The 22052-nt window shown below is 46.4% G+C and carries 17 protein-coding genes; all 17 read right to left on the reverse strand.

Annotated elements, in window-relative coordinates; all coding sequences use genetic code 11:
* Positions 1–138 precede the first annotated feature (138 nt).
* Positions 139–2001, reverse strand: coding sequence for an ABC transporter ATP-binding protein (locus M1K58_RS26635; protein ID WP_256761935.1), 1863 nt, complete (start codon positions 1999–2001; stop codon positions 139–141).
* Positions 1985–3739 carry an ABC transporter ATP-binding protein gene (locus M1K58_RS26640; RefSeq protein ID WP_256761936.1) on the reverse strand — a complete coding sequence of 585 codons (1755 nt, stop codon included), beginning with the start codon at positions 3737–3739 and terminating at the stop codon, positions 1985–1987. Before M1K58_RS26640 ends, M1K58_RS26635 begins: the two co-directional genes overlap by 17 nt.
* A gap of 42 nt (positions 3740–3781) precedes the next feature.
* On the reverse strand, positions 3782–4141 hold the full coding sequence (locus tag M1K58_RS26645; protein ID WP_256761937.1) for a hypothetical protein: 360 nt from the start codon (positions 4139–4141) through the stop codon (positions 3782–3784).
* Between the two features lie 168 nt (positions 4142–4309).
* Positions 4310–5530, reverse strand: coding sequence for a glycoside hydrolase family 1 protein (locus tag M1K58_RS26650; RefSeq protein WP_256761938.1), 1221 nt, complete (start codon positions 5528–5530; stop codon positions 4310–4312).
* 29 nt (positions 5531–5559) lie between these two features.
* On the reverse strand, positions 5560–6834 hold the full coding sequence (locus M1K58_RS26655; protein ID WP_256761939.1) for a glycoside hydrolase family 1 protein: 1275 nt from the start codon (positions 6832–6834) through the stop codon (positions 5560–5562).
* A 250-nt stretch (positions 6835–7084) separates the two neighbouring features.
* Positions 7085–7969 carry a carbohydrate ABC transporter permease gene (locus tag M1K58_RS26660; protein WP_256761940.1) on the reverse strand — a complete coding sequence of 295 codons (885 nt, stop codon included), beginning with the start codon at positions 7967–7969 and terminating at the stop codon, positions 7085–7087.
* A 16-nt stretch (positions 7970–7985) separates the two neighbouring features.
* Positions 7986–8918, reverse strand: a complete 933-nt coding sequence (locus M1K58_RS26665) for an ABC transporter permease (protein WP_256761941.1) — start codon at positions 8916–8918, stop codon at positions 7986–7988.
* Positions 8919–9120: 202 nt separating this feature from the next.
* A complete protein-coding gene (locus M1K58_RS26670; RefSeq protein WP_256761942.1) occupies positions 9121–10455 on the reverse strand; it encodes a family 43 glycosylhydrolase in 1335 nt (444 codons plus the stop codon).
* A 52-nt stretch (positions 10456–10507) separates the two neighbouring features.
* The gene (locus M1K58_RS26675) at positions 10508–12130 is read right to left on the reverse strand and encodes a response regulator transcription factor (RefSeq protein ID WP_256761943.1); all 1623 of its coding nucleotides are present in this window, start codon (positions 12128–12130) and stop codon (positions 10508–10510) included.
* A 4-nt stretch (positions 12131–12134) separates the two neighbouring features.
* Positions 12135–13877: a sensor histidine kinase gene (locus M1K58_RS26680; protein WP_256761944.1), complete on the reverse strand. Its 1743-nt coding sequence runs from the start codon at positions 13875–13877 to the stop codon at positions 12135–12137.
* 112 nt (positions 13878–13989) lie between these two features.
* Positions 13990–15522 carry an ABC transporter substrate-binding protein gene (locus M1K58_RS26685; protein ID WP_256761945.1) on the reverse strand — a complete coding sequence of 511 codons (1533 nt, stop codon included), beginning with the start codon at positions 15520–15522 and terminating at the stop codon, positions 13990–13992.
* A 288-nt stretch (positions 15523–15810) separates the two neighbouring features.
* Entirely contained in the window at positions 15811–17349 is a 1539-nt protein-coding gene (locus tag M1K58_RS26690) for a glycoside hydrolase family 43 protein (protein ID WP_372339217.1), read from the reverse strand.
* 172 nt (positions 17350–17521) lie between these two features.
* Positions 17522–18796 carry an MFS transporter gene (locus tag M1K58_RS26695; protein WP_256761947.1) on the reverse strand — a complete coding sequence of 425 codons (1275 nt, stop codon included), beginning with the start codon at positions 18794–18796 and terminating at the stop codon, positions 17522–17524.
* Between the two features lie 33 nt (positions 18797–18829).
* A complete protein-coding gene (locus M1K58_RS26700) occupies positions 18830–20020 on the reverse strand; it encodes a 4-hydroxybenzoate 3-monooxygenase (RefSeq protein ID WP_256761948.1) in 1191 nt (396 codons plus the stop codon).
* A 27-nt stretch (positions 20021–20047) separates the two neighbouring features.
* A complete protein-coding gene (locus tag M1K58_RS26705) occupies positions 20048–20989 on the reverse strand; it encodes an amidohydrolase family protein (RefSeq protein ID WP_256762073.1) in 942 nt (313 codons plus the stop codon).
* A 56-nt stretch (positions 20990–21045) separates the two neighbouring features.
* On the reverse strand, positions 21046–21240 hold the full coding sequence (locus M1K58_RS26710; RefSeq protein WP_256761949.1) for a 4-oxalocrotonate tautomerase: 195 nt from the start codon (positions 21238–21240) through the stop codon (positions 21046–21048).
* A gap of 29 nt (positions 21241–21269) precedes the next feature.
* The gene (locus tag M1K58_RS26715) at positions 21270–22052 is read right to left on the reverse strand and encodes a 2-keto-4-pentenoate hydratase (protein WP_256762074.1); all 783 of its coding nucleotides are present in this window, start codon (positions 22050–22052) and stop codon (positions 21270–21272) included.

A 22052-nucleotide genomic window follows, 5' to 3' on the forward strand; every position in this document is an offset into this window, starting at 1 on the left:
CGATCAACTCGTCTGAAATTGTTACGATAACATAGCAATAGAAAGAAAACGCCAATATAAAATTGGCATTTTCTTTCTATTGCTATTTAAGAGGCCTGTTATCTAGTAAGATCTAGTAACCGTAACTTAACATTCACATTATACAATACCAATCAACCCTTTAGGAGTAGTCTGAACTCCCTGCTTTTTCGTTTTACCTTGCGAATGATGATACAGCTCCTCGTAAAAGCCTTTCATCTCTAGCAGCTCCTTATGTGTCCCCGCTTCAAGAATCTCACCAAGACGCAGGACAATAATTCGATCGGCTTGCATAATGGTCGACAAGCGATGTGCGATGATGATCGTTGTTCGCCCTTCGGACACAACCTGCAACGCTTGCTGAATTAACTGCTCCGTCTGGGAATCCAGATTTGCGGTCGCTTCGTCCAGAATGAGAATCCTCGGACGGAAGACGATGATACGTGCAAAGGACAACAGCTGTCGCTCACCTGCCGACAAACTACTTCCGTGCTCGGACAATCTCGTATCGTAGCCGTCCTTCATACGTCTTACCAGTGAACCTGCGCCTACGAATTCGCATGCTTGAATGACTGCTTCGCGGGAAATGGTCTTGTCGAACATCCGGACATTGTCAATGATGCTACCCGCATATAGATAGGGCTCTTGCTGGACCAAACCGACGATTCGATGCAGTTGGGCCTGCGACAAATCACGAATATCATTGCCATCGATGAGGATGCTACCCTCCTGCACGTCATAGAACCGGCAAAGCAGACTAACAAGAGAGCTTTTACCTGCCCCAGTTGTACCGACGATGCCGATCATCTCTCCTGAGTGGATATGCAGATCAAGTCCGCGAAAGATCGGCGAGCCGCTTTCATAGCTAAACGTAATATGGTTGAAATCTATACGACCATGCACGGATTCCGAATTTATTCGGAGAGGCTGCGGATTATCCATGACATCTGGCCGAATATCTAATACTCCCCAGATTCGATTCACAGCGACGGTAGCGGATTGCAGCATGTTCCATTGCTGCGTGATGGCATTAATCGGCTGGAAGAACTGGCGAATATACGTAATGAACGCATAGAGGACACCGAATTCGAGCGTTTGACCTAGTACAGCCTTGCCACCAACCCCTATCACGAACGCGATCGTAAGGCTACTCAAAAGATCGAACGAACGATTAAATAGGACGAGTGTACGGATCTCACGAATATTAGCCTTATAATACGCATCATTCCGTTCCTTGAATTGCTCCGTCTGTGCCTTCTGCTGTTGGAATACCTGAATCAGGTTCATTCCCGACAGATTCTCAGCTACGAACGCAATGAGACGAGACAGTCGGGTACGTGCCATCTGGTAAGTATTGCGCATGAAGGAACGGAACGAGATCGCTATAACTGCAATGATTGGAAGCAACACAAGACAATACATGCCAAGCGTTGCATCGAGCTGAAACATAATGACAAGGATGGAAATTAACATTAAGCCATCGCGGAGCAGCGTGAGCAGCACTTGGTTGAAAAATTGGTTTACTGCTTCGGTATCACTAGAGATATGTGTGATCAGACTGCCGATCGGCTTCTTGTCGAAATAAGACATGGAGAGCTTCGTAATATGCTCGAATAGCTGCTTTCGTATCTTTGCCACGATACTTTGTCCAGCGTATTGTAGTAAATTGTTCTGCAGGTATGTGAACAATAATCCGGTTAACGACAGTCCGAAGTAGATCATGCAGATCACAAGAATACCGCCAAATTCATTCTTACCTGCCATCAGATTGTCATCGATGGCGACTTTGACCAAGTAAGGTTGAAACAGCTCAGACACACTAGCGATAATTGTACAAATCACGACCAAGGCAAAGGTAATTCGATGGGGTTTCACATAGGAACTCAGGATCCGAAATGCCGATCGATATTGGGGCTTAGGCTGCTTGCCAAGTCCCGCCTTCTGTTCCAAATTCCGATTGCTATTGCTATTGGGATTGGGCATGCTGACTTCCCTCCTCTTGAATCGCATGAAGCACGGCGTACTGTCCCGTCTCCGCGAGCAGTTCTTCATGCTTACCGCGCTGGACGATTCGCCCGCCATCCATGACAATGATGAGGTCTGCGTGCTTCAAGGCACTAATTCGGTGCGCAATGATAATGGTAGTCTTGCCACATCGCTCTTCCTGAATTGTCTTTAAAATCTCAGTCTCGGTAACTGCATCTACGGCGCTAACGCTATCATCCAGAATCAAGATCGGAGCCTGCTTGATGAGGCCACGCGCCAGACTTGTTCGCTGGCGTTGTCCCCCAGACAAGGTGACGCCCCTCTCTCCCAGCTTCGTCTCGAAACGATCAGGGAACGCGATGATATTGTCGTAGATCTGAGCTTGCTTAGCAGCCATTTCGATCTCTTCCTGTCCGGCTTGCCGTTTGGCGAAGGCGATGTTCTCTCGAATCGTCGTGCTGAAGAGGAAGCCGTCCTGTGGAACATAGCCGATCTGGCTGCGCAAGCTCTCAAGTGTAATCGTGCGGATGTCCGTTCCACCGATCTGGATTGACCCTTCTGGCGATTCATACGTTCGCAATAGTAACTTGACAAGCGTTGTCTTGCCGCTGCCTGTACGTCCAACGATACCAAGAGTCATACCAGGCTCGATGACCAGATCGATCTGCTGCAAAGCAGGTTGAGAGGCTTCTGGGTATGAAAAAGTCAGCCCTTGTATGCATACTGCTGCTTGGTCAAGCTCTACCGTTACAGCATCTTCGGCTTCAACGATGTCCGGCTGAACAGCAACTAATTCGTTCAATCGTTGCAACGATGCGCGTGATCGCTGTACGGTATTAATGACATTACCGATCTGTTGTAACGGAGTCATTAGCATTCGTATGTAAAGCGTTAGCGCGACGAAATTGCCGAGCGTGATTCGTCCAGTAGTGGTCAGGTAACCGCCGAGCGCCAACGCCATGATCAAGGATATTGATCCTAGAAACGGCACGAGTGCCTGGAAGAGCGAGGACATCCGAACAAGCGATAGCTGATTGTCACGTATCCGGTCGATATCGGAACCGAATCGCTCGATCATGATTGACTCGACCGCAAATTTCTTCGTGACCCGTATCCCGCCGAATTGCTCCTCGGCTGACTCAGTCATTGCACCCAGCGCCTCCTGTACCTTTAGCGATCGTTCACGAATAGCCGGACCGAAACGCGTCACAATCCAGGGAATCAGGAACAATGGCCCTACAGATGCTGCGATTAGGTAGAACGGGATATCACTCAGAACCATAGCGCCTATACAAGAAAATAAAAGCATCGTCGCCATCGTCATCTGATTAGCGCCCATGGAGATCGATTCCCTTACGCCAGTTACGTCATTCATAAAGTAACTTAGCATCTTACCCGCACCGTTTCTTGAATAATAGTGCTCGCTTAGCCCCGAGAAGTGCGAAAATAATTTCCGACGAGTTACATGTTCAAACAATCGGCCGACATACATGATGAGATATTGACCGTATCCCCCAATTAGAGCGTGCCCTACACCAATCACTAGAAGTAACAGACTATAGCGCACGACATCGTGCGTTACCAAATGTCCGTTCTGGAGTCGATCCGTGAAGTCACCCAGCACCTTCGGGAAGTATGCGAATACGATGCTTGCGACCGCATGCAATGTAATCGATGAGAGATAGATGTGCCATGTATCACGGAAGTAAGGTTTCAATATGCCGTTAGGCTTCAAGTGCTATCACTTCCTCCTTAATTTCTACGGGTTTTAATAACGTCAAGGATTTTCATCTTTTGGATCATTCCCCTCGTTTTTATTATCTTCTGAAATGATCTCATGAAGCTGAAACATATGGATAAACTCTTCCATGATTGCTTCTGTTGCTTTTAATTCACCGCTAATGACTTGTTTGATAGATTCGAATTCCGGCTCATTGATCTGCCGCTGCAAAGTCGAACGATTTACAATAAGCTTATCCAAGAAAGCAAGAGCCCTGCCGCGGCGAAACGTTTGTGCGCTTTTGGGATGCTGATCCGAAAACTCCTTCATACCCTCTTTTTTAAAATGCCCATGACCTCGGTGTTCCGAATGGTCTCTATGACCGTGCCTGCCTTTATGTTCATGTCCGTCGCGCATCTTATTTCCTCCTCTTTTACTGTGTATACATTTGTATACAGCTCGTTGTATACAAATGTATACAACTTCATCCTTGTCTGTCAAGATTTATTTTAGGCATAGGAAGTTCTTTGTATTTCAAAATAAAATAGGGCTGCCTGGAGCAATTATGCTCCAGGCAGCCGATCATTAGCCGTTATTTTTCGCGATCTTTCCCAGTATTCTAGCACTTCCCTTGGGCGTTCTCTGCTGCGTTTTCCGGTCAACTGCAACAAGACCCATCTCGCTGGTATAGCCCACATGCCACTCATAGGAATCGAACAAGGACCACACGATGTATCCCCTAACGTCAATTCCGTCCTGCACGCAAGCTTTGATCCCCTTAACCACCCTTTGAATAAACTCGACACGAAGCTCATCGTCCGTCGTGATATACCCGTTCTCCGTGATAATGATCGGAATACCAAGCTTAGCCGCTTTGCGGATTACACCGGCTACACCTTCCGGATACATTTCAGCCTCCGGTTGCTCAGGTTCCTTGCGTTTGTCCCATGGGATGATGCCTTCAGGGCCGCATATCTCACGACCATAATTTTGCAAACCGATATAATCATCTTCTCGGATGTGGTCTGCAAACTGGAATAGATGCTCCTGCCAAAGCGTTTCCGCTAATTCTTCTCCACCTGCAATTGCTTGAAAATCGGGGAGGGCTAGAGTGAGTCCTATCTGTGTGTCAGGACGAATCTTTTTGATCGCTTGCCTTCCCAACCGATGAGCTTCCATCATAATGCCAATGTGCTCAGCTTTATATCCGGTCAGAAAAGGGACGAATTGCTCCGGTTTTGCACCGCACAGAGCAGCGGCCTCCTTCTTCCATTCGGGAATTTCCGTTTCTTCCCTTAGAGCCCCGAATCTGCTCAACAGCAGCGGTAAATTTACCTCGTTCATTGTGGATACGTAAGGAATCAGCTCTCCCATATATTCGAAGACAGTTTGGCAATATTGCGCAAACAGCTTCGGAGTTTCCTCCCCTAACCATCCACCGAAACGCATTAGCCACCGAGGGGAGCTGAAATGATGCATCGTAACCATCGGAGTAATCCCAAAATGATGACAGACTTCCAGTACATCGCGGTAATGAGCCAACTCCGCTAGGGAGAAATGTCCGTATTCGGGTTCGATTCTTGCCCACTCGATAGAGAATCTGTAGGTTTTTAACCCCAGCTCCGCCATCATAGCAATGTCCTCTCGATATCGGTGGTAATGATCAACCGCATCACCGGACGGAATCGGATGAAACGTCCCCTTAATATGTTCCTGCACCCATACATCACTATTGATATTATTGCCCTCTACTTGATGAGCTGAACTGGCTGCTCCCCATAGAAAATCAGATAAAAAAACCGTCATTGCCAACACTCCTCGCAGAGATATTTATCCTATGAAATCGTTAAATCTATCTCATTGTTCTTTGCGATTCTTCCAAGAAAGTTACCGCTCTCTTTAATCGTTCTTTCCTGAGTTGCGCGGTTAACACCAATGATTCCGAATGTTTTAGAGTAGCCGAATTGCCATTCGAAGTTGTCGAAAGCTGACCAATACAGATAACCCCGAATATCGATCCCATCCGCGATACAAGACTGTACTCCGCTTAGCGCGCTTCTAATAAATTCGATTCGCCGAGCATCATTGTCCGTAGCTATTCCATTCTCGGAAATAAGAATTGGAAGCTTCAATACACTAGCAACTCTGCGAATGACATTCTCTAGCGCCTCCGGATAATATTCGTAACCCATCTGCGTTAACTCCGCATCCATAGCTGGAGGAAGTTGTCCTTCAGCACCGTACACTTCTCTCGTATAGTTCTGTAGTCCGAAAAAGTCATCCTCTTGAATCGCCGCTAAGTAAGGTTGGAAGATCGCATCCCATGCCTCTTGTGCGTTCTCTTCTCCTCCGGGAATCGACTGCATGTCTGACAGCGCCATGGAAAGGCCTACCTTCGCATCTGGACGGATCGCTTTGATCGCTGCGCGTGCCAGGATATGCGCTTCGTTCACGATACGAATGGAATTGTCATCCGAAGCCATATGGAACGTGAAATATCGGTCCATCGTAGTGCCACACTGCTCAGCCGACACTTCTCTCCACTTCGGAGCTGTCCAATAGCTGGCATCTATACCGACAGGAGGAACGATATTCATCTTAGTAAATAGTCCCTTGAGCAGGACTGGCAAGTTCACTTCGTTCATTGTCTGAACGTACGGGATCAATTCTCCTATCTCCTCGAATACGAACTTGCAATAATTTGCAAACCGAGCAGGGGTTTCAGAGCTTGCCCAACCACCAAACCTCATTAACCAGCGTGGGGACGTAAAATGATGTAAAGTAACGACAGGAGTCAGCCCATGCTCATAACATGCTTTCAGCACATCCCGATAGTGTTCGATTACCGCATAGGAATAATCACCGGGTTCTGGCTCCACCCTAGCCCATTCAATGGAGAAACGGTACGTATTCAGACCCATTCCTGCTAGCAGCGCAATATCTTCCCGGTAACGCTGGTAATGATCGATAGCGTCTCCGGACTTGTCCTTATACGGAGAACCCTCAGCGTGTTCCTCCACCCAAACGTCGGAATTTAGGTTATTACCCTCTACCTGGTGAGCTGCCGTAGCGGAGCCCCACATAAATTGATCTGGAAATAATGATTTCATATTAATAACCTCCCAAGTGAATTGACTATCGGTTAAGCTCTTCTATTATAGCGATTAAATTTCCCTCGGACATTTGCACGTCCGGCAGCCTCTTAAGATTGCCAAATCGACTCGACGATCGCGCCGGATAGAATCACTTCCGCCGTCGTATTAGGGGGGATGACCACCTCCAGATCGATCTGGTCTCACAAGAAAGTTCGGTTACTCGACAAGTCACAGAAATCCCTCATTTTTCGTTTTGATTTTCCGCTCAACCTTTCACTGCCCCGAGCGTAAGCCCCTTCACGAGATAACGCTGGAAAAAGGGATACGCGAGCATAATCGGAAGAAGCCCGACGACAGCCATCGCCATTCTTAATGTTCCGGTTGGGAACTGGATGCCGCTGAGCGCCGAGCTCGTGCCCAGATTCGTCGTCTGTAGAAACTGGATATCACTCATCATCCGATTCAGCAAGTTCTGGAGAGTAAACAAATTCGGCTTCGTTACGTAGATCAATCCGTTGAACCAATCATTCCAATAATTGATAGATTGCATAAGGCCGATAGTTGCAATGACCGGCAATGACAAAGGCAGAACAATCCGAAAAAAGATTTTCACTTCCGATGCGCCATCCATATAAGCTGATTCTACGACTTCCTTCGGGATTCCCATCGTAAAGAAGGTCCGGAAGATGAGAATGAAGAAGCCATTCGTAAGCAACCCCGGGATCATAAGCGCCCAAATCGTGTTCTTGATTTCCAACAAATTCGTATATACGAGATAGGTGGTAACCAATCCACCGTTAAACAGCATCGTGAAAAATACGAGAAACGAAAATAAGTTTCTAAGCGGCATATCCTTGCGGGACAACGGATATGCCAGCATGGAGGAAATGAGCACGCCCACTGCTGTTCCGACTATCGTAACGAACAATGAAATGCTATAGGAATGCAAAATGGACGTTGACGAGTGAAACAAATATCGATAGGCGCCTAGACTCCATTCGGACGGCCAGAACGTGTAGCCGTTCGTGACGAGACTTTTTTCATCCGTAAATGATGCCGAGAATACGAGTAGAAGCGGAACAAGGCTTGCGCATGTCATAAGGATAAAAAGAAGATGGAGAACCTTCTGGTTCATTTGGTTCGATTTCACTGCGTTGCCTCCTCTGTCAGAATATCGCCTGATCTTTATCTTTTTTACGAACGATGTAGTTGGTGAACAGAACAAGCACTAATCCGACCACTGACTGATAAAGCCCTGCGGCGGAGGACATTCCGACATCTCCAAGCGTAATCAAGCTACGGTAGACGTAGGTGTCGATAACGTCCGTAGTCGGCTGCAGCGGACCTGAATTCAATGGCACTTGGTAGAACAATCCGAAATCGGAGTAGAAAATTCGTCCAACGGACAATATCGTCAGAATCGTAATTGTAGGCATAATGAGCGGTATTGTTATTTTCCGAATTTGCTGCCATTTGGTCGCTCCGTCGAGTACCGCCGCCTCGTAATACTCCGAATCGATTCCAATAATGGCGGCTAGAAACAGTACCGAGCCATAACCGATCGATTTCCACGTGTTCACGATCATTAAGATATACGGCCAATATTTCGGCTCTCCGTACCAGTTAATCGTTTCCATTCCGAGCATGGGCAATATATGCTTGTTCAGATATCCGTTCTCTACGTTCAGAAAGGCCATGACAATGTATGCCACGATGACCATTGAAATCAAGAAAGGCATTAAAATAACACCTTGATAAAAACGCGAGAAAAAACGATGTCTCACTTCGTTCAAAAAAATCGCAAAGGCAATACCCAAGACGGTATTCAGAACGATAAACGCTCCGTTGTAAAGCAGCGTATTTCGCGTAATGACCCAGGCATCAGACGTTTTGAACAAAAATTCGAAATTTTTAAAGCCGACCCAATCTCCGCCAAACAACCATGTGGCGCTTCCGTAATCTTTGAACGCAATCAAGATTCCGATCATGGGGATATAATTGTTAATGATAAGATACGCCATTCCCGGTACCATCAAAAGAAAGAGCATCTGGTAACGTTTCAGTCTTCTTAAGCTTGTTCGAAAATTGTGCTGCTTCATGACGGCTCCTCATTTCTGATCTGATAGTTCTATTGTAAGAAACGTAAGACTTCGTCCGCTACCAGGTTTGGCGACCTGTTCATAACGTTTTTCCGACTTCGTTAAAGACGCAAAAAAAGAAACCATCCTTTGGTCATATGGCAGCTCCGAGCAACCATTTGAATAAAGAAAGGCTTCTTTTTTAATCCCTACCTCTACACCACTATCTAAAGCTTAATGCTTGAATTTCCAAATGATAAACCTTACTAAAGCGTAATTTCACTTCATGCTTACCTAGTGACCCTGCAAATGAGGACGAAATGATTTGCCCATCCTCCATGACGACAATTCCCGTTGCTTCTTCTTCATCGTCTAGAATAATATGTATTTCACCACTGCCCAGGGCTTCTATACAGACCTCATTTACAGGCCCTTCCCACTCCACATAGCGATAAGCAGCTTGATCCCCGTCTTGGATGCCAGTTAAAACTTCATAACCATCTGTTGAAGGGGCACTGTATACACTTCCTGAGAGCTGGCAAGCTCGAAAAGCTTCAATTCTTTCATTAATTACAAAGGGTCTGCCGGCACCTTGTGAGGTCATTGGAACTTCTTGAATGGTACCATCCTCATGAAAGAAAATCGGTTCGATGCAAAGTCTGCGTTTCTGCTGTTTGTTCTGCGAGCTTCGATGATAGAAGACATACCACTGACCGTTAACCTCTTCAATAGAACCATGGTTATTCCAGCTTTGCGGATCGCATCCGTCATTATCAACGATAACCCCTCGATAAAGAAACGGTCCTATGGGTGACTTACTCGTTGCATATGCCAGAGACGTAGGTTTGCCGCGGACCATGCTTGAGTAAACAAAATAGTAAGTATCTCCGCGTTTTCTCAGTGAACTGCCTTCGTGAAAAAAGTGATCTTCTTCGGTTACAATGTTATTTACGATAGATCCTTCTTCAAACTCCACCATATTATCCTTCAATTTTGCAGCATGCGCATAGAACTGTCCCCAGTAATAATAGGCCTGTCCATCGTCATCGATAAAAACTGCCGGATCGATTCCCCCGCACGGTAATTGAACCGAATGATCGAATGGGCCCTCTGGATGATCGGCAATGGCTACCCCCTCAGTGGAGCTTGCCGTGCAAAAATACAAATAATATTTGCCATTCTTACTTATGGCATCTGGTGCGAACAGAAAGTCATCCGGGAATTTAGGAAACTCTAACTTTCCATCCTTTGTGTCTTTCTCAATCATTTTTTTTAGAAAAGGAGTCGGCTTTGACCAATCCACACCTGGATATTTGGGCGCATTGTTATCATATACCCAAGGAACTCTACTGGCATCGAAGGATAATCCATGATCTGTCCAGTCCACCATATTGCCAGATGAGAATACACGGTACTCTTTACTACAGTATATATTGTCCTCTTGATCCCAAGATCCATATACATATACTCTTCCATCCGGCATAACGTGCGCCTCCGGATCGGGGATGTATAGATTTGCTGGCAACACGGGGTTCCGACAGTCTTTATATTCCTTCATTTTAGTACCTTCCTTCTAAATTATTGGATTATTCCTCATCGGCTTAGATCGTTCAAGCAAAATTGCCTTTATATTGTTTCCGGAAATCTGCTGGATTCATGAAGGCGATTTTTTTGAATAACGTAGAGAAATACGATAGATTCGAATAGCCCACCGTCATGGCCACCTCGTTGACCGTCAAGTCGGTTTGGATCAGCAGACGTTTCGCGTATTCGATTTTTTGCTGCTGGAGAAAATCGGTGATCGATAGTCCTGTTTCTTTTTTGAACACCCTCGTCAAGTAATCCGGATTAAGGTACACATACTGGGCGATATCGTCCCGCGATAAGTGCTGTTGTTCGATATTTTCATGAACGTACTTCATGACTTTCTGAACGATGGATTCGTTTTGCTCCGATGAACTGATATAATTGGCGGTTACTTCTGTGACGTATACAAGCCATTCTTCCATCGCCTTTAAGGAGCGAAAGGCCGCAGTCGGTCTATCCGTTAACAAACTTTGCGAGAAGACTTGATGGGCTTGCAGCCCTTTGACGTGAAGAACGAAAAAGATCATTTGGATAAAATCCTGATAAAAGAATTCCATCCATTGCGCGCCGCCGGTGTTCAGTTCGTGGCGAACCTTATCCAAGTATTCCTTTAATTTTACGATCAACCGATCTTTGGCTCCCTGCTTCAACAAATCTGACCAATCGCGGACGGGAGGAAGCTGGATCGGTGAGTGGCTTCTCTTCATCCGTGCGATCACAAATACTTTGTTTGCTTCTGCGATGTAGTTTTCGTCGATATTTTTCAGCTTGCTAACGGAATTACGCATCTCATGGGCGAACACTTCATTTCCAATGAAGCAATTCACATCGCAATAGAAATAATGATTGCAATATGAGATAAATTTCTTGAATATTTCAAACAACTCGTCTTCGGAATTCGTATTTTTGCCTGTTTGCGGTAAAATGGACAGCAATTTGTGGTTATCCAGCGAGATTACGAGAGCATCGGCGTTTTCTCCGACTAGAAACTCTTGCGCTGCATTCTGAAGGGCATACTCGAGAATTCGTTCATCCCGCGTAGTAAAGGGTTGGTGCCAGGTTTGCACTCGAATATAGACAGGGAGAAACTTCGTTGAAGCTTCGAGAGAAATATCATATTTTTGAAACATAGGACTGATATGCTCGGGAGAAGAGGGGATGACTTCACGAATTAAATCCCGCCAGAACGTTTCCATCACCATGGGCTTACGTGATTCCCACAAGCGGAGATAGTGCTTATGCGTATTTTCGAAGCTCTCCAATTGTCTTTCCTTATGAATTTTATCCAAAGCTTTCTCAAGCGAGCTTTCCAGCTCACCAAAGTCCACAGGTTTCAACAAATAGTGGAAGCTGCCCAAGCTTAACGCTTTCTGTGCATAAGAAAAATCCGCATGGCAAGTCAGGAAGATCGTCTCGATCTGCAACTGTTGCGCTTTCACCCAATTCAACAAATCCAAACCTGTTCCTTGCGGCATCTCAATATCGCATATCATAAGCTGGATCGGAGAAGCCTCGATGATTTCCTTCGCTTGCCGGATATTGTAAGCAACGTGAATACGAGATACGGGAAACCGCTCCCATTTCACACCGGTTTGTACGCCGAGAACGGCATGGGCTTCATCATCGACGATCAACACTTCATACATACGTTTAGACTCCTTCCGGCAAATAATGAATGGGAACGTGAATATGTACGACGGCTCCTCCATCGGCATCGTTCGAGAAGTGTACGAGATCGTCCCGATCGTACAGGAGACTCATTCTTCTCGTCAGATTCCATATGCCGATTTTTTCATCGTCTTCGCTTACAAGATCCCCTTTACGAAGCGAATCCAGCACCTCCTCCGAGAACCCATTGCCTGTATCGGCAATCCGAATGTCAATCCAGCCCTCTTCTGGACTTTCCGTCACTTCTACGGAGATTGCAATTGTCTCATCCATCGTGACAGAATGTTTTATCGCATTTTCAACCAATGATTGCACGATTAATGGAGGAACCGCGCAGTTTCTCCATCGTTCTGGGCAGTCGACTTTATAGGTCAATCCTTCAGGAAACCGAAGCTGCTGAATGCGAAGATAATTGCGGGTATGACTTATCTCGTCATGCAGTTTCAGGAAGTCGGCTTTGCTTCTAAACATAAATCGGAAATAATGGACCAAACACTTGGCCATTTCCTGTATGACTTCAAAGTTTTTCGACATCGCTAAGTTATAGATCATATTTAGTGAGTTTAGAAAAAAATGCGGATTGATTTGCAGCTGCAGCTGCTTAAGCTCGGCCTTCTGCAAGTTCAGCTTTTCTTCGTATACATGGATTTTTAGATCCTGAATTTCCTGCATCATGCTATTGAAGGATTGATTCATGATTTGGAATTCGGACGACGTTCCCGACACATTCGCGATCGGATTTATGTTCCCGTCCTTCAGCTTTCGCATCGCAAAGATGATCCGATTGATTGGACTGAGAAATTCCTTTCTCATGAATAGGAGGAAAACAGCTAAGAAAGCGATTGCTACTCCAGATATGACGGCAATTAGCCACTTAAGATCCGGAAGCCTTTCCAGAATCGTATGATCGGCGATGAGGACGACAAGTCCGAATTCTCCCTTGGAGGAAGCCTCGGACATCGTCAAGTACTGATTGCGGTTCCCCGTCAAATAATACGATGCCTGATCGGTCCTTAGCTGGACATTCTCTCTTAGGATTAAGTCGTCATTGTTCATCGGTTGCCAATCGTTCGTGACAAGCAGCGCGGCTCCCGTGCTTCCCAGATCGATGTATTCTAGCGGCACCATTAATTTTTTCGCATTTACCCATGCTCCGACATATTCGTTCCCGACTTTGACGATGCGGTATAAGTAATAGTCTTGATCGATCTTCTTCACATGCCATCTCATGTTATCCGACTTACTCTTAGATCCGCTATATTCGCTAAGAAGGGACAGAATGCCGTTTTTCTCAGCTTCGCGTTTATCAAAGCTGCTCTCCGCGCTTGGCGTCATAATCAACTCATCGTTTACGGCCGAATAGATAAAGAAATTATCCATCGTTTTATAGTATTCAATGTCTATATTAATCTGGTTGAACAATCGGAGAATTGCTTTCGTATATTGAAAGGAATCGATATCCTTCTCTTTTTCCAATAATGGTAGGTCCGTATTTTGCAAAGATAGATTCGACAAATAGTTGTCCGCTTCTACCAAATTGCGATCGATTTGCTGCATATACAATGAAAGCAAGTTTTTGTTAGATTGCGCAACTTGGTTACGAACGACGTCAATGGAATACATATTGTTGAAAATAAGAATCGCGACGAGCGGAATGACGACGATAGAAATACCGATAAGCAGCTTAAACCGCAAAGATTGGATAAATGACTGAATAGACTGCATGCGGTCCCCTCGCTCCGAACATTGATGATCTTTACTATGACATACCCTAAACGTAAAGAACAAGGAAGCAGTCGACAGCAACCGTCAATGCTTCCCTGTCTCTTATGAAATTTTACGGGTTCGCTTGCTGGAAAGCATCAAATTGATTTTGTTTCTCCGTAATGACTTTATCTGCTCCAGCATCCTTCAGCTTGGCAAGCATTTCCGGCAAAGCCTTCTCCGGATCAATCGCCCCTACGTTCAACGCAGGACCATATTGATTAATTACGTTCGTAACAGCAGCAGATTCGCTTTTCACTGCGCTTTCGTCAAACATGAAGCCTAAACCTTTCGACTTATAAGAGGATTCATCCCGCTTTTTGGATTTCTCCAGTAATTGAGGATCGCTTCCTTCCCATTGGCTTTCCAGATAAGCATTGCCGCTATATGGAGGACCCATATACCCTACGTCCTGAACGCCTTCAGGTTTGGCGATGAAATCGCCTTTCTTGACATAATGCTTACCTTCGATTCCGAATTTCATCATGTTCTGAACGTCTTTGTCCGTATACATCAAATTGAGGAATTGCATCGCCTTTTCCGGGTTTTTGCTATTTTTGGCGATGCCGTCCATGAACACCGTGACGTCCAGTACGTTCGTAATCGGCTCGGTCAAGATGACGTTAACCATCGGTTGTCCCGCTTCTCTTTGATTCGGACCCGTATCATCCGTCAAGTTCGTTATCATCGAGAACGCTTTTCCCGCCTTGAGCAAGCTTCCGCCTGTATCCTGCGATGTAGCGATATCCTTCTGCATATAACCAGCTTGATACCATTTGCGTACCATAGCGGCCGTATCCGAATAGTCTTTTGTTCCGTACAAGTCAACGAGCTGGTTATCGTTATTAGCCGATACCAATCCGCCTATGCCATTTCCGCCAAGGTAGTCGAATTTAGAGAACATAATCGCATCGACAATACCAAACGGACCTGGTTTAACGAGCGGATATACGCCCGGCTCTTTGTCCTTGATTGTTTGGAAAATCGGCTCCAAATCGGTCCAGGTTTTGATCTTCGTTAGATCGAATTGGTACTTCTCCACCAAATCTTTGCGCATCGTAATTCCATAATTTTGCGAATAAGGTCTCGAGCTGGCGATCGCATACGTTTGGCCGTTAATTTGTGAAGCCTTTAGAATTTCAGATCCCATCGCTTCCTTAATTCCTTGTCCGTATTTCTCCAACAGCTCGTCCATCGGAATAAGCGACTCTTTGCTGACCAATCCAGGATAATTCATTGGAGGGAACAGTCCCACAATATCAAGCTTCTCATTGCCCGTTAGCATCAGATTGACTTGCTGTGTGTAAGCTGCAACACTAATCGGCAGTAGCTTTACCGTTGTATTGATTTTTTCTTTCGTAATCTTACTTACTTCTTTCGCGACGAGATCGGCATCGCTCGCGCTACCGCCGAACAGTATGTAAGACATTGTCAATTCGTATGTCTCTTCCGGTTTGGCGTTGCTTGCGGCCTGACTACCGCTAGGCGACGTCCCCTCCGAGGATACCTCCGCATTACTATTAGACTTGCTGCAAGCCCCGAGCATTAACGACAAAGACGTCATCATGGCCAATGCCGTGAAACTCCACTTTCTTTTTCCTGCCATTGTAATTTCCCCCTAGTCTACTTGTCGTTCAATTCATTGGGTTGTCTTGCATCCTTAGCGGATATGAACACTTTACTATACCTATACCATGGCCGCTAACACGTAAGACGACTTCTGCTTCTGCTTTTCCGACTTTTTGTCGGTAAAGCAAACGCTTTCATCCCTGTTCCAATCATACAATCTCATATCATTAAGGGATAATATTCAGTTCTAATTTCTGAAATCATGATTACTTATGGATGAATGTAACTCGTCCTTGTAGGAGCTAGATTCCATCCCTTGTCTCCATTAACATTCGGGGATATATTCAAACCAGTCAAATGCTGCAGGGATGTTGCAGGGTCTTCCATTTCCCGTTGAATAGAGCCCAAAGTATACACCAGTAAACCCACCGGCCACCTCCGTCGATAACAGAGAGCATTCTCCGGAGCCAAAAGGCTTCCGTTCCCCGTTCGGACTGGAATAGAAAAAGGAGTACTGCGAAAGGTCGGCATCCACACCGAGAATGATGTCAGAGCCTTCATATTCCTCTTCGAGCTCAACCTTCCATAAGGAACCAATGCGCCGTCGCAAAATCACTTTACGTTTTCCAGATAGATAGGATAGTGCGATCTCATAGTGGAACCGCTCATTCATGTAAACCGTAAGCCCAGCCTCCTCCGCTTCCTGAAGGGGCTCAAAGGACAGTAGCGTAGACACGGCACATCGAAAATGTTGCTGTCTCCGACCCACGAATGCAGGTGAGCCAACATCATTCAAGGTCGTTTCCGTGCCTCTTAACGTAAGCCATCCGGGCCGTTCTTCAACAGACCAATCCCCTTCTCTCGGATTGCGCAGGAAATTCCAGCATGACGATAGGTGATTAGTTTCGAAATCATCCTTGTCCACCCAAGGTGTCTGTATTTCAAGCGGTAGCGTTCCAGCATCCATTTTATCGGATACCCTGCCTTCGTCTCCGATAACCGGCCAGCCTTCCGAAGTCCATGTGACAGGTGCTAAGAATGTCTCGCGACCCAAATGATGATGTTGTCCTCCGAATAAAACGGGAGCCGGACGAATTCCCAGAAATACCGCCCACCAGCTGCCATCCTCAATCTGCACAAAATCTGCATGCCCGGTAGCCTGTATCGTACTGTTGGTACTCCTATGGGTAAGAATTGGATTTCCCGGGTTACTTTCAAAGGGTCCATAAGGGTTGTCACTGCGAGCTATCGAAACAAGATGACCGTACTCGGTACCTCCCTCTGCAATGAGTAGGTAGTACATCCCTTGTATTCGATATAAATGTGGTCCTTCCGGTGCCTTGGCGCCGGTTCCGCTCCAGATCAATCGGCGTTCTGTTAAGAGGAGGCCCGTTTCAATGTCAATCTCCGCTTGATAGATACCCAGTGGTTCATCGCCCAAGAATCCACCTGTTCCTGTTAAATACACGTGCCCGTCTTCATCGAAGAACAAGGACGGATCAATACCCGGCCAATCCAACCAAATCGGTTCAGACCATGGTCCCTCCGGTTGATCTGCCCACACATAAAAATTACGAAAGCTGTTGGTATTGGTGGTGATCATATAAAAGCGGCTCTTGTGGTAACGAATCGTAGGAGCAAAGATTCCCAACGAGCTTTTGCACTCTTCCAGATTCAATTGACTCTGACGCGTTAAACAATGTCCCACTTGTCTCCAATTGACAAGATCCCGACTATGAAAGATCGGCACTCCGGGAAAATATTCGAATGAGCTCGTTACCAGATAATAGTCGGAGCCGACTCGGCAGATGCTAGGATCCGGATGGAAGCCTGATATTACAGGATTGGAGTAATGCTGGGGTATAGCAGACAAATGAAGCGCCTCCTTAAGTAAGGTGAATCCTTTCATTATAGATGACCTCACCGTATCCGATTTACCGTTAATCCGACTCTCTGTTAACGTTTTAGCGACTCTTCTTCAGGTTTGACACAGCACTGCCCCGTTCATTTCGCTAGGCGCTAGTCTAGCATTTATCTCAAGTGCTCACACTTGGTGCAATCGCTTGATTATTCTTCTTGTTAACAATTGCCGGAGCAGTTTCTTTGATGAAGAAAGAACACAGGAAGGCAATGACCGCACCAGTAATCGGTACCCAGAGGGACGTCGTCAAACCATACTTATCGGCAAGTATACCTGCAACAATCGGACCAGCGCTACCTCCAATCAATTCAGCTGCGAGCAAGCAACTCGCTATGGCCGATGCGGCTAGTACCCGCGGCACAGATTCAGCGGGAATAATGGCCACGATTAAGGGTTGATACCCGTTACCTAATGCAAATAACACAATACAGATTAGCAGCACTAGAAAGTTATCGTAATAGAGCCACACGGCTATAGGCAAGAAAATAGAGAGGAAGGAGAACGCGATAAGCGTTGGTCTCCGACCGATTCGGTCAGATAAGGCTGGTGCAAATGCTTGTCCCACGAAGAACATAAGCCCGAGAAGGCCAAGCAGTAAACTTCTCTTTCCTTCACCAAATCCAGATAAATCAGAGAGAATCGTAGGTAAGAAGGTGGCGAGCCCGAGGATGAACAAAATATTACTTATAGCCATAATCATGCCAAGCCATATATTGCGGATTCTGAACATTTGAAAAAATTGCTTCCTAGTCGGTTTAAGCTGCTCCTGCTCTGTGGATGATTGCGTTTCTTGTTTCTTTGGGGCTGCCGGCTTCCTCAAATATTTCATGAGAATGAACGCCATAGCCAAGGCTGGTAAGGCGGTAATATAGAACGTACTACGCCAGCCAATGGTGGTAGCCAGCGCGATGGCGATCACGGGAGCAAGCGCGCTACCGAATAAGTTAGATGAGCTTTGGATGAGCCCCATATTAAATCCTCTGCGGCTAGGAGTCGATTCTGCAATAACGATGGAATGAATGATCGGAATGACCGGGCCTTCGGCGATTCCCATAATAACCCTAACGAGAAGAAGTGAACCAATGGAGCCGACGAGTCCACCTAAAAATGTAGCGACAGCGAATAATAGGATGAAGGCAATGAGCATTCCTTTCTTAGAGCCGAGAAAATCGGATAAGCTTGAGAAAATCATCGTCGACACGCCCCAAGCGATGCCAAGTACACCTACTGTCAGACCAATCTGAGTATTATTCATACCCAAATCTGGGGCCATATACGGAAACAAGTAGAGAATGTTTAGCCGTTCAAAGAAAACAAGCCCAAACACAACGAACATCATGAGAACGAGACGATTCTCGTACAGCCACAGGCCTTTCTTTTCCTTCACCATTCCTCATCCACACCTTTCTCAAAGTAAGGGATCTTACGAGCCGAAACCCATCGGCAAGCCAACGTAATTCTCAGCAATGCTCATAGAAGCCGCTCTTGATGATGTGATGTAATCCAGCTCAGCGAGTTGGATTTGATGCTCGAATGGCGTATGCTCCGGGTTGCGGTGAAGCATATTTGTCATCCGATAAGAGAATCGTTCAGCTAGCCATACTCGCCGCAGGCAGATCTCCGTGTATCGATTCAGCATTTCGGAATCGCCAGTCGCATAGAAACTCTTTAATCCTTCAGCCAGCACTTTTACGTCGGCCGCGGCAAGATTTAGCCCCTTTGCTCCTGTTGGTGGAACGATATGAGCCGAGTCCCCTGCTAGAAATAAGCGACCATACTGCATCGGATCGCACACGAAGCTTCTCATTGAAACAATGCTCTTCTGGAAAATGGGTCCCTCAAGCAACTGGAAACCGTCCCTTGTCTCCAACCTGGCATGCAGCTCTGACCAGATTCGATCGTCCGACCATTCCTTAATGTCATCCTTCGGATTTACTTGCAGATAGAACCGCTGAACCTCAGGAGATCTTGTGCTCAGCAGAGCAAACCCTCGCTCATGATTAGCGTAAACAAGCTCAGAAACAGATGAAGGCGCTTTCACTAATATCCCGAGCCAACCATGAGGATATACCTTCTGGTATTCTGTACGGTTAGCCTGCGGAATCATCGGGCGGCTTGGTCCATGGAACCCATCACAGCCGCCGATATAATCACAGACGATTTCCTGTAATTCTCCGTCTTTATCCGGGCGATAACGGATTTTGGGAGTGGATGTATCTACATCATGCAAGCTAACGTCTCCAACATTGAAGAGGATCGTTCCCCCGGCTTGAAGTCTGGCCGCCACGAGATCCTTAATAACCTCATGCTGGGCATAGACGGTAATGTACTTCCCTCCGGTCAACTCATGTACATCAATGCGATGTCCTTGACGGTTGAATCGAAATTCGAAGCCTTTGTGAAAATGACCCTCCCGCATCATTCGCTCGCCTACACCCATTTCATTGAGCAAATCGACAGTCCCTTGCTCCAACACCCCGGCGCGAATGGTACCTTCGATCTCTTCCCGTGACCGACTTTCCAGAATAACCGATTCGATGCCCTGCAAATACAGCAGATGCGATAGCATCAAACCCGCAGGACCGGCTCCGATAATGCCGACTTGTGTCTTCACAGGCAAATCTCCCTTCTTAAGTAAGCTCTAATTATTATTCATCAAAGATCGAAAGCCATCAGAGCCTACATGAGCGGGTGGCCATTCACAAAGATCGAATGGATAGTCCGTTCCCGGAACGACCCGGTCCCTCCCTACAAGCTCAACCAAATATTGCAGACTATCCGCATTCCATAGGACCGAATCGTACCAGAATTTGCACAACGCTTGTCGCGGCGATTCGGTTATATTCGAGGAAACGGCAGTCCACTTCTCATACCCTGTTTGTATTCTACCTATTTGATAAGGGAAAAAGCCGCCTCCGTGCGCGAGCAATACTTTCACCTTCGGATAACGTTCCATTATCCCACTGAGCAGCAAATCCGTCGCGCAAATCGTAGTCTCCCACGGGACACCGATCAGGTTCGCCATCATTGTTTTCCGGAGGCGTTGATCCTCACATAGCAGTGGATGAACGAAAATAATAGCGCTATAAGCATTTGCCACTTCCCACATTGGCGTCAAATCAGATTCAGTCAATCCTCTTCCCGCCCATGAGGAAGCAACAATTGCTCCCTTAGCACCGCACTTCATCACTCGTTCCAGCTCTAAGGCAGCAGCACTCGGATCATTCAGCGGCAGTGTCGCAAGGGCTGACAACCGCTCCGGATTTTGTCCACTCCAATCGATTAGTCCGTCATTATAGACGGATGCCAGTTCCTTTGTCAGCTCCGGTTCACACTCGTAAAGGAACAATTGAGGAATGGCAGAGACGAGCGAGAACGAGATGCCCGCCTTTGCTTGTTCCTGCAAATACAACTCCTGATTCGTAAAAACTTCCTTCAGTTCAAATTCCCATTTCCCGTTCACACTTAGAAATTCTGCTTTAAGCGGGTCCTTCTTCTTCCATTGTGCGTTGACCTTGTGATGGTTATCCTGTAGCCACCGCATCACTTGCGGAGGAATCGCGTGTGTATGAACGTCGTACAGCATGATGCCACTCTACCTCCGTTTAGTAGGATACGGTGCGTACCGTTATGTTTAATTTATCTATTCTGAATCTCGGACGCCGGGACACCACCGATACCCCAATGGGTCTTCGGAACTTCCGTCACGAGCACGCGAATACGTTCTTTAGGAGAATTTAATTCCTCCGCGACTGCGTCGGTAACGGTCTCAATCAATGATCTGATTTTCTCCGGGGATCGCCCTTCCATCAGTTGAATGTTAATGATCGGCATTCCGTTTTTTCCACCTTTCTCGTAATGACCTAAGCTCCGACTGTAAAATCTACTGATCCAAGCCCATCGAATCGGGCAGATACAGAGTCACCTTCGCTCAGCAGAATAGCTCCGGTAATGCCGCCTGTTAGAATAATCTCACCGGCACGAAGCTTCAAGCCTTTGCGAGCGAGCATGTTTGCAAGCATCGCGACGGAATGAGCGGGATGGCCGACAACGGCCGCTCCTGCGCCAAGATCTTTGATCTTGCCGTTAATACTTAGAGTTACACCTAATAGATCAAGCTCTAATTGTTCTGGACGCTTAATCACGTTCCCGAAAATCACGCCCGAAGAAGATGCGTTATCCGCAATGACATCCGGCAACGTAAATTGAAAGTTCTCGTAACGACTATCAATAATCTCAAGCGCAGGGATAACATATTCCGTTGCAGCCAATACTTGAGCTCCCGTTATACCAGGGCCTTGAATATCCTGACCAAGCACGAAGGCAATCTCCGCTTCAACCTTTGGATGAATGTAATCGCTGAGCGAAATGTCTTGGCCAGTAACAACCATATTATCGAAAACATAACCGTAAATCGGATCATCCACGTTCATTTGCTTCATCTTCGCTTGACTGGTCAAACCCATCTTCGGACCGATGATCCGTAGTCCTTGCTCCAGCTTTGATCGGACAATTTGCTCCTGAATATCATAAGCCTGTTCGACTGTTAATTCGGGATGCTCAGTCGTAATTTTTGAGACTTCCCTTCTATTCTCTTGTGCGTCTAGTAGATGACGACCAAGCTTTTCGATGATCTCTTTATTCAT

This window comes from Cohnella sp. WQ 127256, assembly GCF_024519285.1.
Classification (GTDB): domain Bacteria; phylum Bacillota; class Bacilli; order Paenibacillales; family Paenibacillaceae; genus Cohnella.